Below are 14,796 nucleotides of genomic sequence, written 5' to 3'. Positions count from 1 at the left end.
AGATGAGTGACAAGGATCTTCGCGTAACGCTTGTGCAGGCCGATCTGGCCTGGGAAAACATCGAGCGGAATTTGCAGCAGTTCGACCGGCATCTCAATGAGATCGAGACGACGGATCTGATCGTCCTGCCGGAGATGTTCACCACAGGTTTCAGCATGAACCCGAAGGCCGTGGCGGAACCCATGGACGGGCAGGCAGTAAATTGGTTGCTGGAAACCGCACGCCGGCATGACGCGGATATCGTCGGCAGCGTAGCGATTGCCGAAGACGGCCGTTATTTCAATCGGCTGATCTGGGCGCGTCCCGACGGCACGCTCATTCATTACGACAAGCGGCATCTGTTCACCTATGCAGGCGAGCACGAGCATTATACGCCGGGGCAGGCGCAGCAGTTGATCGAGCTAAAGGGCTGGAGCATCGCGCCTTTCATCTGTTTCGATCTGCGCTTCCCGGTCTGGTCGCGCAATCGCGGCCAATATGATGCTGCGATCTATATAGCGAGCTGGCCCGCCCGGCGGGCCTCCCACTGGAAAACGCTGCTGCCGGCCCGGGCCATCGAAAACCAGTCCTATGTCATCGGCGTCAACCGCATCGGTATCGACGGCAATGATCTCTCCTATGACGGCGACAGCATGGTCATCGACCCCCTGGGCGAGACATGTTTTCACGCCAATGTGAACGCAACCGTGCATCAGCAGCGGCTCTCCCGTCAATTGCTGGATGAAACCCGGACGAAACTGCCTTTTTTGCGCGAATGCGAACGCTTTGAATTGACCGCCTGATGCCGCTGGCAACCGAAATTCGGTCGGGGCGGGTGCTCCTCCGCCCTCCATTCGCCTCTTACGGGTAGGAGCGGGTTGACAAGGGGCCGCGATATAATTAATGGACTAAGCGCTCAATTAATTTATGGGAGCAATCATGGCCCGCAAGCTGGATCCAGCCAAGCATGAAGCCAGGCGGCAGCAAATTCTTGAAGCCGCCATTACCTGCTTCGCGCAAAACGGCTTTCACCAGACCACCACGGCGCAGATTTGCGCGGCGGTTGGCATGAGCTCCGGCAATCTCTTCCACTATTTCGACAGCAAGGAAGCGATCATTGAAACGATCGTTGCCGAAGAACGTCGGGAAACCGCTGACTATTTTGCCGAACTCGGCGCGGCGGACGATCAGTTCGGTGCGATTTTGGGTTTCGTCGACGCCTCGCTGGAGCTTGCGACCGATCCGACCTATGCCCGGCTGGTGCTGGAAATCGCTTCCGAAGCCATTCGCAACCCAGCCATTCATGCGCTTGTACGCACCGCAGATCAGGAAATTCGCGCGGGCATCGCCGATCTTGTGCGCAAGGGAATGGAACGGGGACAGATCGACACCAACCTCGACGCCGAGCGGGCCGCCACCTGGATCGCGGCGTTGATAGACGGTGTTTTCTCGCGTCTGGCGGTCGATCCCGATTTCCAGCCACTTAAAGAAGCTGAGATGATGCATCTGATCGTCGGCCGCTTCCTATCGGCACGGCGATATTCCAAAGCAGCGGATGAAACCTGCCAATGTGCGATGCCGGCAACGGCTGGGGCATAGGCCCGTACCGAATAGTCCTGGAAAACCGGACTGCGGTTTTCATTTTATGTCTCCGGCAGCCGCCGACATGCGGCGGCTGGCTCGCTTGTATCTATGAGAAATCCGATCGTTGATGCGTGGATTTTGACAGCTAGTTTTCACCAACTCAACCAAAGATGTCTGAATTATGAAATTTCAACGTAAAGTATATTAATGCTTTTCAATTGAATGAATATGTGTTTTATACGGTATCAGACACTTAAGTTCGAAATTAACTTACGAATATACTTAATAAATATTCCGATATCGGAGTATTGATTTCGCCTAATTACGCGCTAAGACGCGATTATTTCGAATTACATCCTGATTTTCTTGTCTCTGACGGGAGCGTTGCTTTCCGTCCCCAGGGAAGGACTATTATTGTGATGCTGCAGAACCACACACCTACACCGCCCCCTCTGGATATCGCGATCGTCGGCATGGCCAGCCATTTTCCCGATGCGGCCGATCTTTATGATTTCTGGTCCAATATCGTGAACGGTCACGACGCGATCCGCGACGTCGAAACGGTCGATCCGGTGGAATATTGGAAACCGGAGGATTATTACGATCCCGATCCACGCGCTGCCGACAAAGTCTATGGCCGCAAGGCCGGCTTTGTGCCACCGATCAATTTCGATCCGGTCGGTTTCAAGTTGCCGCCGCTGATGCTGCAATCGATCAGCACGGCGCAGCTTTTCGCGCTGCATGTTGCTAAACAGGCCATGGCGGATGCTGGTCTCCTGGGGCCGGGGGCCGACAAGGTCGACCGCGACCGGATCGGCGTCATTCTGGGCGGCTCCGGCAACGGCAATACGGCGTTTTCACTGGCGGTGCGTCAGCAAATCCCGTTCCTGCGTAATATCCTCCTCAATAGCGGTTTGTCCGCGGAGGTGGCGGAAGACACGGTCGAGCGATTGCAGGGCCTGTCGCTGGAATGGAACGAGGATAGTTTTCCCGGCTTTCTCGGCAATGTGGCCTGTGGCCGCATCGCCAGCTATTTCGATCTCGGCGGCACGTCCTATATGGTCGACGCCGCCTGCGCGAGCAGTCTCGCCGCCATCAAGGCCGCTATCGGTGAATTGACGGATGGCAGCTGCGACGCCGTTCTGACCGGCGGCGTCAATCTCGAAAATTCGATTTTCTCTTTCCTGTGCTTCAGCAAAACGCCGGCTTTATCGAAAAGCAACCGATCGCGGCCCTTCGACAAGAAATCGGACGGCATGATGCTGGGCGATGGCGTCGGTTATCTGGTGCTGAAGCGGCTTTTGGACGCCGAGCGTGACGGCGACCGCATCTATGCGGTGATCCGGGCGCTCGGCCTTTATCACAAGGTTCTGCCGCCGACGATCAATGTGGAGGAACCGACAGAGGCTCTGACCCGGCCGTTCTACATCAATACGCTGGCGCGCCCGTGGATGCGCCCGCCGGGCGGCGAATTGCGGCGCGGGGCGCTCAGCGCCTTCGGTTTCGGCGGCACCAATTTCCACGTCATTCTGGAAGAATACGAAGCGGAAACGCGCGAAGAGGCCTATAGGCTGAGCCGGTCGGCGCAGGTTCTGGCGTTTCATGCGCCGACACCCGCCTTGCTGGAGGCGACGTGCCTAGGCGCTCTTTCGCAGCCTTCGGGGAGGCGAAGGCTGCCTTTTTCGAAGCCCATCTGGCGGATGGCGGCAGGCTCGCCCCTGCGCCATCCTCCGCCCGTCTCGCTTTCGCGGCAGCGACGCCGGAAGAAGCGCATGAACTTCTGGCGCAGGCCGTGCCCCTGCTGCAATCCGGGCCTGACAAGGCGTTCGAACATCCGGCTGGCATCTATTACCGGCCCGAGGCGGCGCCGGTTGCAGGCCGTATCGTTGCGCTTTTCCCGGGGCAGGGCGCGCAATATGTCAATATGGGCGCGGGCGTGACCCTTGATTATCCTGAGCTGCGTCAGGCGGTGGAGGAGGCCGATGCCGTGGCGCTCGCTGCCGGCTTTCCGCCTTTGTCGGCTGTCATTTACCCCCAGCCGGCCTTTTCCGATGAGGAAACTCTCGCGCAGGCCCGCGAGCTGACCCGCACCGCCAATGCGCAACCGGCCATCGGTGCGGTGAGCGCCGGCTACTTCCGGCTGCTGCGACGTCTCGGCTTTGCGCCTGATTTTGTCGCCGGGCACAGCTATGGCGAGTTGACCGCGCTCTGGGCGGCGGGCGTGCTTTCGGATGCGGATTTTCACCGTGCCTCGATAGCGCGCGGCCGCGCCGTCGAGATGCCGAGCGGCCTTGCCGATCCGGGTGCGATGCTCGCCGCGCAGATGCGTCAAGAGGAGGCAGGAGAATTGCTTGCCGCCGTCCCGGATATCGTGATCGCCAATGACAATGCACCGGAACAGCTTGTTTTCGGCGGTTCCACGGAAGCCATTGCGCGCGCTCATGCCTGGCTTTCGCAGCGTGGCCGCCGCAGCCAGACCCTGCCCGTTTCGACAGCCTTCCACACGTCCTATGTCAGCCATGCGGCCGATCCCTACCGGGAAGGTATTGCCGGCGTCGAATTCACAAGACCGCGCTGCGCGCTTTATTCGAGCGCGACGGCCGAACCCTACGGCGATGACCCCGCGCATTATCGCGATGCGCTGGTGCGGCAGCTCGTACAGCCGGTGCGTTTTCGCGAAATGATCGAGCGGCTCTACGCCGATGGCGGTTATCTGTTCGTCGAGATCGGTCCCAAGGGCATTCTCGGCAAACTGACCGCCGACATTCTAAAGGGCAAGCCGCATGCGGTGGTTTCGCTCAATCCAAGCGCCAATGGCGAAGAATCAGTGCAATTGCGCAGGGCGCTGGCGAAGCTGGTGGTGGAGGGCGTGCCCCTTTCCGCGGCTGACCCTTACGCCCGCAAGCGTTCGCCGGAGGAGCGGCCGTCCAGGCAGGCTTCCAGCTTTACCCTTCAGGGCGGTTTTTACCTAACCGAGAAGAACCGCAAGCGACGTGAACATGCGTTGCGCCACGATACGCGCGTGGTGGAGAAATTCCTCGCCGAGCGCACGGCCCGAGGCGGGACCGAACCGTCCGTTTATCCGCCGCCCCAAACCGCGCCTCAGCCCGTACAGAACGCTCCCGCACTGGTTGCAGAACCCGTCTCCCCCAATTTGTCCTCCTCCACTCAGCCCTCCCATGCCACTGACAGGATCGAGATAACAATGACGCGCCAATCCGAGAATATTCCGAAGCTGGACCAGATGGACAGGCAGATCGAAAGCCAGAATTTGCTCAGCCAGCTTCACCAGCAGTTCCAGACCAACCAGAAAGATTATATCGACATGCTGGGGTCTCTGGTCAGCAAGCAGCACAGCCTGCTGGAGAAGTTCCATGGCCATCCGCAGATGGAGAGCATGACCGCAAGTCTGGCCCGCAGCCTGCAATTGCTCGAGCGCAATCAGGAACTCTACCATTCCAACCATGAGCGATATTTCGACAACCAGATGTCGCTGATGAGCGGCGAGGCGGTCCGCAGCCGTGCGCCTGTGCCTGCCCTTTTGCCGAACACGCTGGAGATGCCGAAACCGGCGGAACCGCTGGCATTGCCGCATCATCAGAGTTTGGCGCCCGCGCCGCAGACGGAGACAAAGCCCGCCATTGTGTCGGCTACGCAGCCGTCCGCTGCCCCGGTTACGGCCATTGTCGCTCCGAAACCGGTTGTGCCGACAATGTCCGTTCCTCAGTCAATGCCGGTGGCTGCGCAGGCTCCGTTTCTCAGCGCCGAGGATCAGTCGCGAATCGCAGTCCTTGAAGCCATAACCGAAGAGCGGCTGATCCGCGAATTAACGGAAATCGTCAGCGAGCGCACGGGATATCCGGTCGACATGATCGGCGACCAGATGGATTTGGAGGCCGATCTCGGTATCGACTCCATCAAACGTCTGGAAATTTTCGGCGCGATGTTCGACCGTCTGTCGAATGGCACGCGGCTTCTGGACGACGCGGACAAGAACCGCAACGACGAGAATTTCGATATCGAAACCATGAGCAATATCGCCAAGATGACGCAGTTCTTCCTGCGCACGGTCGAAGAATTGCTCGCCGGCATCAAAGGCTCGTCGCCCGCCGTCACACCCGCCGCAGAAGTCGTAACGCCGTTAGCGGTGGCGGCTCGGACTCTCAGCCCCGAGGATCAGGCGAGAATTGCGATGCTTGAAGGGATCACCGAGGAGCGGCTGGTGCGTGAATTGACGGAAATCGTCAGCGAGCGCACGGGCTATCCGATCGATATGATCGGCGACCAGATGGATTTGGAGGCCGATCTCGGCATAGACTCCATCAAACGTCTGGAAATTTTCGGCGCGATGTTCGACCGTCTGTCGAATGGCACGCGGCTTCTGGAAGATGCGGACAAGAACCGCAACGACGAGAATTTCGATATCGAAACCATGAGCAATATCGCCAAGATGACGCAGTTCTTCCTGCGCACCATCGGCGAATTGCTGGCCGATATCAAAGGCGTGTCACCCGTGACCGCCGTTACGGAAACGCCGAAGCCTGCCGCCCCCGCCAGCGCGTCTGCCGCGGTCGGTGCTTCCGTCGTTACCCTCCAGCGTCTCGGCGTGGTGACATCCACGAAGCTCTCCGGCACGGGCGACGAGGAGGACTCCCAACCAAAAAAAGCTTTGGCTGAGCAGGATGCATTCGCGCCTCTTGCTCAGCCGGTTATCGCCGCCCCTGTCGTCTATCGTCACCTTGTGGTGCGTCAGGACCTTTCGCGGCCGGACAGAATGCCGCTGGCGCTCGCCGCCGGCCGCATCTGGCTTATCGTCGATGACGGCAAGGGATTGAGCGAGATATTGGCCGCGCGCCTGATGGGGCAGGGGCAGAAAGTCACCCGTATTCAATTGTCCGCGCCCGCAAAACCGGCAAAGGGCAAAAGAACCGCAAAGCAGCAAGCTGCCGGAACGGCCGTGGAGTGTGTGAGAGATTACAGTCTCAAGGACCGCGGCAAAGCGGCCATCGAGACTTTGATCGCCGAAATCGAACAGGCAGAAGGTCCGATTGGCGGCTTCATCCATCTGCAACCTGCAACTGGAGCGGCATCGCTCGGTGAAGTCTTTGCCGAGGTCGGTTATGACGCCGCCGAGACGCTATTCACCATGGCCGGCGTCCTGCAACCGCGACTGACGCATGCAGAGGGGCGCAGCACCTTCTTCGCCGTCAGCCAATATGACGGTGGGCTGTGAACGGCGGGCAGGGGCCTCTTCAACGCGGCCGGCGCGAGTGTCGGCGGATTGGCGAAATCGCTCGCCGTCGAATGGGAAGACGTCTTTTGCCGCTGGGTGGATATTGATCCGGACCTCACGGCTGAAGAAGCGGCCGACCTCATCATCGAGGAGCTGGAAGACCCGCAGACAGCGCTGGTGGAGGTTGGACGCGGTTCTGAAGGATCCCGTATGACCCTGACAGGCCGCGCCGAACCGGTGACTACCCAGCAGGAGACCGGGCTCAATGCGGACAGCGTGCTGCTCGTCAGCGGCGGAGCGCGCGGAATTACCGCCGATTGCGTGATTGCATTGGCCGAACGTCACCCGGTCCGTTTCGCCCTGCTGGGACGCACGGATATCGATGCGCCGCTGCCCGAATGGGCCGAGGGCATCGAGGGCGATGAGGCCCTCAAGGCGGCGGCGATTGCAGCCATGCAGGCCGAAGGCGAGCAGCCGACGCCGGTGAAAGTCGAAAAGATGCTGAATGGCCTGCGCCATGCGGCACATATTCGCCAGACGCTGGCGAAGATCGAGGAGCTTGGCGGCAAGGCGGCTTATTTCGCCTGCGATATCGCCGACGCCAGAGATGTCGAGCGCACGGTCGTCGCCGTCGAGGAAACCCTCGGCAAGATCACCGGCATCGTCCATGGCGCTGGCCTTTTGGCCGACAAGCGCATCGAGAAAAAGACGGCTGAGGATTTCACCGCCGTTTTCGATACCAAGGTGCGCGGCCTGCAAAACCTCATGCAGGCGCTCCGGCCGGAGGCGATGAAACATCTGGTGCTGTTTTCGTCCGTCTCGGGTTTCTTCGGCAATGCCGGGCAGACCGACTATGCCATGGCGAACGAGGCGCTGAACAAGTTCGCGCATATGTTCAAGGCGAACTATCCCGATGCTTTCGTCCGCAGCATCGGCTGGGGTCCGTGGGATAGCGGCATGGTCAATGACGTGCTCAAGAAAACCTATGGCGAGCGCGGGCTGGCGATCATTCCGGTGGAAACGGGTATCAAGTTCTTCGCCGACGAATTCGGCTCCGGCGACGGTGCGCAAATCCTGGTGGGTGGCGACAGCTACAAGGTGGCGCGGACGGTCAAGACGGTAACGGCATCACGCATCGTCGAGCGCAATGTCGATCTCGGGACCGCGCCTTTCCTTGCCGACCATATGGTCGACGGGCGGTTCGTCCTGCCGGCGACGGCTGCGGCGAGCTGGCTGGTGAAGCTCGCCGAAGACATGTTGCCCGGCTACCGTTTCGAGACCCTGCTCGGCTTCAAGGTTATCAAGGGCGTTGCTTTGCAGAGCGGGGAAACCTGCCTTCTGGAAGCGCAGATCGAACCGGCGGTGGCGACCCATGGCCTGGCTGCCGGCGACCGGCATGCGCTGACGATCTCGGTTTCCAGCGGGTCTGGTTCCGAACGTCACAACCGCTATATCGGCACCGTGGTCCTGAGCCGTGAAATGAGCCTTCGCCCGCGCCTCGGTTCCTTTGATCTGCGCAAAGATGATGAGCCGCTGGGTTATCCGCTCTATGGCACGCCGCAGGAAGGCCCGCTGCTGTTCCACGGTCCAAGTTTCCGGGGGCTGCGGGAGGTGCTGAATGGCGGCGACCATGGCCTGACGCTCGCCTGTGAGCTCACGCCGGTGGAAGAAGCGATGCAGGGGCGGTTCCGCACCACATCCTTCAACGCCTATATCGGCGACGTCTTCATGCAGGCGCCGTGGCTGTGGTTGATCCTCGGCAGCGACTATGCCGGATTGCCTTCCGCCATCGGCCGTGTCGACCGGTTCGCCACGCTCGGTTTCGGTGAACCGTTCTTCCTCTCCATGACGATCAAATCCCTCACACAGGCAAGCCTGCTGGTGGATATCGCCGTGCATGACGACGTGGGGCAGCTCCATTTCCGGCTGTCGGATGTCCAGTTCACCATTTCCCGGCAATTGCGCGAGCGGCTGGTGGGACGTGAAGAAAAGGTCGAGGCGGCTGAATAGCCGCCCAACAATTCTTCGGAAAAGCGAAGGCTTTCCGGGGCACCCGTAACAACAGGCAGAGAGACGCATTCCACATTCCGCTTCTGGTCGTTCAGGCCGGGAACGCTCTCTTCTGCGCGCAATTTGACGAAGGACTATGGCGATGGGACAGATAGCAATCACGGGACTCGGATGCGTTTTCCCAGGAGCGGATTCGCCGGACCGTTACTGGCGCAATCTGGTCGAGGGCAGGGACTGCACCTCCCCGCTTTCCGCCGTCGAACTGGGCGTCGATCCCGCCCTTTATCATCATCCCGAGCCGGGAACGCCAGACCACATCTGCTATACTCGCAATGGACATGTGCGTGACTTCCGTTTCGATGCCGAGGGTTACCGGCTGCCGCCAAATGAGCTTCGCGCGCTTGATCCGCTGTTTCACTGGACGATGCATGCCGCACGGCAGGCGCTTGAGGATAGCGGCTCGTCGCCGCAGCGCTGCGGCCTGATTGCCGGCAATATCGGCATGCCGACCCATTCGGGCAAACGGCTGATGTCGGGTTTTTACCATCGCATCCTCGAGCCTTATCTGCGCGAATTGCTCGACAGGTCGGATTTTAATTTCGCCTCCTATTGGGATGCCTCGGGTCTTTCCGGTCTCAACCTCATGACCGGCAGCCACAATGCCACCATCGCGGCTCTGGCGCTCGGCCTGTCCGGCCCGACCTATGCCATCGATGCGGCCTGCTCCTCGGCGCTTTATGCTATCCGCGTCGCGAGTTCCTACCTTCTCGACGGCAGCGCCGACATGATGCTGGCCGGCGCGGTCTGCCATGCCGATCATATTTATCTCGACCACGGCTTCAACGTGTTGCAGGCGTTTCCGTCCGATGGGCGTTCCGTTCCCTTCGACCGCGCTTCGCAGGGGCTGAAGGCCGGGGAGGGCGCTGGCATCGTGGCGCTGAAACGTTACGAGGATGCACTCCGTGACGGAGACCGGATTTACGGCGTTATCGAGGCGATCGGCGTTTCCAACGATGGCGGCGCCAAACATATGCTGCTGCCGGACCCGCATGGGCAGATGCTGGCGCTGCAGCGCGCCTATGCCGGCATTTCGCCCGACATCGACTATCTGGAATGTCATGCGACCGGCACGCCGGCCGGCGATCAGGTGGAGCTTTCCACCATCGAGCGTTTCTTCGGCGAAACCGCGCTGCCGCTTCTTGGCGCAAACAAGGCCAATAACGGCCACAGCCTCACCGCATCCGGCATGGCGAGCCTTCTGAAAGTGCTTCTGGCCATGCGCCATGATCTGATACCGGCGACGCTGGATATCGAGAACCTCGTCGCCACGCCGAAGGGCCTCGTCAACCGCGACCATATCGTGCGGGAAAACCACCCCTGGGCAAAGGGGGGAAAACCACGCCGCGCCGGCATCAACGCCTTCGGTTTCGGCGGTGTGAACGGCCATATGGTGCTGCGCGAACATGTTGCCGATGGGGCCGTTCCGGTCGCCGCGAGCACGCGGGTCGTGGCTCCGGCAGAACTGGATATTGTCGGCATCGCCATGGCCCTACCGGGAACTGACAATGTGGAAATCTTCCGCGAGACCATCACCACCGGACGCCAATGGTTCCAGCCCCTGCCGCGCACGCGCTGGCTCGGCCTCGAGCAGCGCCGCGATATTCTCGCCATCGGCGGCATGGATGAAGCGCCGGAGGGCGGTTATATCGAGAGCTTCGATTTCGATTGCCGCCATTTCAAGCTGCCGCCCAAGGTCATCGGCAATCATCTTCTCGCCCATGCCTTCTTGTTGCCAGTGGCCGAGCGGGCTTTTCTCGATGCGGGTTATGCGCTCGACGGTCAGAGACGCAATATTGCGGTGATCGTCGCAAGGGATGTCGATCATAGTTGCCTGCGCTATCAGGCGCGCAACGAGATCGGTTGGCAATTGCAAGATAGCCTCGATCGGTGGGGCATTACGCTTTCCGCCGAGCAGATGCAGGCGCTGCAGGGGATCGTCAAGGACAGCCTTTTTCCGGAACCCTTCCCCGAAGGCATCACCGGCGGGGTCGGCAATATTGCGGCAAGCCGTGTCGCAGCGCATCTGCGGCTCGACGGTCCGGCCTTCGCACTCTGCTCGCATGAAAGCTCGGCTTTCAAGGGGCTGCAACTGGCACGCTACATGCTCTCCGAAAATATGGTCGACGCCGTCATTCTGGCCAGCAGCGCCTGCGATGGCGGGCTGGAAAACATGGTCTATGCCACACCCCATCGCAGCCAGCCGGTGGGCGAGGGCTGCGGCGTGCTGATGCTGGAAAAGGCCGGGAGCGGGGCGGTTGGCCGTGCCTATGCGCGCCTGCGCGGGCTCGAAATTCAGCACGACACGACCCCCGGCGTGAGCTTCCTGCCATCGGCGGATGCGGTGGCCCGCACGGCGCAGGCCTGCCTGCAAAAAGCGGGCGTCGCACCTGCGGATATCAGCTATATCGAGCGCTACAGCATGGCGCAGGACGCGGAGGCGCGCGTCGAGGCGGATGGGCTGGAAAAGGTCTATGGCACGTCGGTTCCGGTTGGAAGTTCCAAGAATAATTACGGACATCTCGGTGCGGCGTCCGGCATGCTCAGCCTGATCAACACGGCGCTGGCTCTACATTACGGCCTGTCGCCGCGATCCACGAACGGGCGGCAGCTGGCGGCCGTCAGCGGCATGGGTGTCGACCGGGCCTATGCGCATATCGTGCTCGAAAGTCCGGCCTCGGCGCGGCCGCATGCCACGGGTCCATCGGTGAAGGCGCCGGCGGCCGATCCGCTGCTGGTCAGGGTTTTCACCGGACGGGAACGCACCATCCCCGAGGTCATTCTCGATCCCGCCAATATCGCCCTCTTTCAAAAATCACGGTTCGGGACGCCGCATCGGCCGTCCCCGGCGGTGGTGGCCGAATCTTTCCCCAAACCGGTTACCGACTGCCTCCAACGCCTGCCGCTGGACTGGCAGCAGAGGCAGGCGGTCCGCAATGCCCGCACAAATCTGCGCTTCATGCAAACGGAACAGGGGTTCTATCGTCGCCTGCGCGATATGATAGCCAGCGAAACGGTCGTGCCTTCGCGCCCCGTGCTGTTCGACGAAGCGCAACTGGTCGAGCTGACGGACGGTTTGGTGAGCCGCGTGCTCGGGCCGGATTATGCACTGGCCGATAGCTACGCGATCCGCACACGTATGCCGTCACTGCCCTATATGTTCGCGTCCCGCATCACCGATACGACCGCAAAAGCAGGAGCGCTGGAGCCGTGCCGCATCGAATGGGAACTCGATCTGCCTGACGACGCCTGGTTCATGTGCGAGGACAAGGTTCCGGCTTTCGTGGCGCTGGAATCCTCGCATGCGATGATCGTCGCCTTCACGCTCATCGGCTGCGACCAACTCTTCAGGGGCGAGTTGCGCTATCGGGCGGTGGACAGCCGCACCTTCGTTTACGGCGAAATGCCGCGCACCGGCGAATTGCTGCGTGGGCGGGTCGATATCAAATCCTTCCTCAAGGTCGGCCGCAATATTCTGGTCTCCTATGAATATTGGTGCCTTGCGGATGAGCGGCCCGTCTTCCGTCTGGAGGCGAATTCCGGCTTCTTCCTGCCGCGCGATCTGGAACGGTCCAAGGGCGTGGATCCAGCGCCTTTCCTCAAGAATGACGGCCCGGTGCGAAACCCGTTCACGCCGCTTCTCACCTGCGCGAAACAGCATTTCGGCAATGCCGAGATCGAGGCGCTGGGCGCTGGCGATCCCGTCGGCTGCTTCGGACCCGACTATCGAACCGACGCCGTTCCGCCAAAGCTCTGGACGCCAATGGCGCGGATGCTCGACCGGGTCGTCTCCGTCGACCCGAAAGGCGGGGCGTTTGGCCTCGGCTTGGTGGTGGGCGAGCGCGATATCGATCCCGACCATTGGGCTTTCAGGGCGCATTTCAAGAACGACCCCTGCCTGCCCGGAACGCTTCTGGTGGAAGGCTGCGAACAGCTCCTCAAATTCTACCTCGCCTATCTCGGGCTTTATTCGGCTCCCGGCCTCCATGGCCACACGCTGACCGATCACCAATACAGCGCCAAGTTCCGCGGCGAGGTTAAGCCGCAGCGCGATATGCTGCGCTACCGGCTGACCTGCAAATCGATCGACGTCGCCTATGGCGAGGATGGCGTCACGCTGGAGGCCGCATCCTTCGTTTTCGTCGCCGAGATCATCCACAAGGACAATGTCATCGGCATTTGCGACAATCTCGGCGCCGGTTTTTCCCGTCGCCGCAACGACCAATCATCATGGGTGGCCGCAGCATGAAAGAGAACCTGCACATCAATTCCAAACCGCTTCTGCGGGCATGGCGAAAACAGGCCGGTAGCCCCGCTTCCATCGAGACGACCGGCCGGCTTCTCGCCGATCTCGGCCGCCGGCTCTATGTGGTGAATGCAGGCGACCGGCTGTCGCTTGAAACGACATGCAACGACGCGCAGGCGTGCGAGGGCATGGTGCCGGCGCTGGAACCGCAGCAGCTCGGCGATCCAGCCTTCCTTCACGATTACGGCGTGCGCATGGCCTATTACGCCGGCGCAATGGCGAATGGCATCAATTCCGAGGACATGGTGATTGCGCTAGGCCGGCAGGGGCTTCTCGGCTTTCTCGGTGCGGGCGGGCTCGGCCGCGAGCGTGTCGCATCGGCGCTGGCGCGCATCGGCGCGGCTCTCCCACATGGACCCTGGGGCGTGAATCTTCTTCACAATCCCGGCGATGCCGAATGGGAGATGGACGTGGTGCGCCTGTGCATCCGCCACGGCGTCAGGGTTGTGGAAGCATCAGCCTATATGAACCTGTCGCCGGCCGTTGTTTACTGGCGTGCGTCCGGGCTTGCCCGAAATGGGCAGGACGGCATCGACATCCGCCACCGCATCATCGCCAAGGTTTCGCGGCGCGAGGTGGCGCAGCATTTCATCCATCCGGCCCCGGAAAAAATATTGGCGAGGCTGGTGGAGGACGGCCTGATATCTGCCGATCAGGCGGAGATGGCGGGCGAGGTGCCGATGGCAGACGATATCACCGTCGAGGCCAATTCCGGCGGCCATACCGATAATGGCGTGCTGAGCTGCGCCTTTCCTTCCATTGCGGCGTTGCGTGACGACATCGTCGAAACCCGCGGCGAGGCGTTCCGCGTCCGTATCGGTGCGGCGGGCGGTATCGGCAATCCGCAGGCGGTTTACGCCGCTTTCGCCATGGGCGCGGCCTATGTCTGCACCGGTTCGATCAACCAGGCCTGCATCGAGGCAGGCACCTCGCCACAGGTGAAATCGCTGCTCGGACGCGCCAAAATGGACGATGTGGCGATGGCGCCATCCGCCGACATGTTCGAGATCGGCTCCAAGGTGCAGGTGCTGAAGGGGGGCACCATGTATGCCATGCGTGCGCAGAAACTCTATAATCTCTACAAGCAATATGACGGCCTCGAAGATATTCCGGCCGCCGAGATCGCCGGTCTGGAGAGCGTGATTTTCCAGAAATCGCTGCCGCAGGTCTGGGAGGAGACACGGCAGTTTTTCAAGGCGCGCGGCAATCCCAAAATTCTCGAAGCGGCGGAAGCGCATCCGAAGAAACGTATGGCGCTGGTCTTCCAGTGGTATCTCGGCCAATCCTCCCGCTGGGCGATTTCCGGGGCGAAAGCCCGCGCGGTCGACTACCAGATATGGTGCGGCCCGGCCATGGGCGCGATCAACGAGTGGCTGCGCGGCAGCCCCTATGAGGCGGTTGAAAGCCGCTCAGTCTTCACAATCGCTGATCTTATGATGCGCAATGCGGCCTATCTGGCGCGGCTTGCCGCCCTTAAACATGCGGGCATGCCGGTGCCGGAAGCGCTTTATCGTTACCGGCCTTGGGCGGGCCATTCCGCGCCGCAGCTCATGCCGTCCTCACCAAACTCCTCCCTGCCAATCGGAACCGTCCCGGCAGCATAGCCGGCCCAACTGGAGAAAGCACA

Annotated in this window: 7 protein-coding genes; all 7 read left to right on the top strand. The window is 61.1% G+C overall.

The genetic code is table 11. The features are described 5' to 3' along the window. Positions 1-2 precede the first annotated feature (2 nt). On the top strand, positions 3-782 hold the full coding sequence (locus tag ACQZ48_RS12425; RefSeq protein WP_448728858.1) for an amidohydrolase: 780 nt from the start codon (positions 3-5) through the stop codon (positions 780-782). A gap of 136 nt (positions 783-918) precedes the next feature. Beyond that, positions 919-1,578: a TetR/AcrR family transcriptional regulator gene (locus ACQZ48_RS12420; protein WP_448728857.1), complete on the top strand. Its 660-nt coding sequence runs from the start codon at positions 919-921 to the stop codon at positions 1,576-1,578. 404 nt (positions 1,579-1,982) lie between these two features. Further along, the gene (locus tag ACQZ48_RS12415) at positions 1,983-3,503 is read left to right on the top strand and encodes a beta-ketoacyl synthase N-terminal-like domain-containing protein (protein ID WP_448728856.1); all 1,521 of its coding nucleotides are present in this window, start codon (positions 1,983-1,985) and stop codon (positions 3,501-3,503) included. Next, positions 3,488-6,796, top strand: a complete 3,309-nt coding sequence (locus tag ACQZ48_RS12410; protein ID WP_448728883.1) for an acyltransferase domain-containing protein — start codon at positions 3,488-3,490, stop codon at positions 6,794-6,796. Before ACQZ48_RS12415 ends, ACQZ48_RS12410 begins: the two co-directional genes overlap by 16 nt. 48 nt (positions 6,797-6,844) lie before the next feature. Next, entirely contained in the window at positions 6,845-8,806 is a 1,962-nt protein-coding gene (locus ACQZ48_RS12405; RefSeq protein WP_448728855.1) for an SDR family NAD(P)-dependent oxidoreductase, read from the top strand. Positions 8,807-8,948: 142 nt separating this feature from the next. Beyond that, the gene (locus tag ACQZ48_RS12400) at positions 8,949-13,112 is read left to right on the top strand and encodes a hotdog fold thioesterase (protein WP_448728854.1); all 4,164 of its coding nucleotides are present in this window, start codon (positions 8,949-8,951) and stop codon (positions 13,110-13,112) included. After that, a complete protein-coding gene (locus tag ACQZ48_RS12395) occupies positions 13,109-14,773 on the top strand; it encodes a PfaD family polyunsaturated fatty acid/polyketide biosynthesis protein (protein WP_448728853.1) in 1,665 nt (554 codons plus the stop codon). Before ACQZ48_RS12400 ends, ACQZ48_RS12395 begins: the two co-directional genes overlap by 4 nt. Positions 14,774-14,796 lie beyond the last annotated feature (23 nt).

It is taken from the genome of Agrobacterium sp. 22-209-1, assembly GCF_053522485.1.
Note: the sequence above shows the minus strand (reverse complement) of the source record. Positions and strands in the feature narration are given on the sequence as shown.

Excerpts from the sequence above, each read along its gene's own strand:
- ACQZ48_RS12415 (WP_448728856.1), top strand. The coding sequence starts at position 1,983 with ATGCTGCAGAACCACACACCTACACCGCCCCCTCTGGATATCGCGATC.
- ACQZ48_RS12425 (WP_448728858.1), top strand. The coding sequence starts at position 3 with ATGAGTGACAAGGATCTTCGCGTAACGCTTGTGCAGGCCGATCTGGCC.
- ACQZ48_RS12400 (WP_448728854.1), top strand. The coding sequence starts at position 8,949 with ATGGGACAGATAGCAATCACGGGACTCGGATGCGTTTTCCCAGGAGCG.
- ACQZ48_RS12410 (WP_448728883.1), top strand. The coding sequence starts at position 3,488 with ATGGGCGCGGGCGTGACCCTTGATTATCCTGAGCTGCGTCAGGCGGTG.
- ACQZ48_RS12395 (WP_448728853.1), top strand. The coding sequence starts at position 13,109 with ATGAAAGAGAACCTGCACATCAATTCCAAACCGCTTCTGCGGGCATGG.
- ACQZ48_RS12420 (WP_448728857.1), top strand. The coding sequence starts at position 919 with ATGGCCCGCAAGCTGGATCCAGCCAAGCATGAAGCCAGGCGGCAGCAA.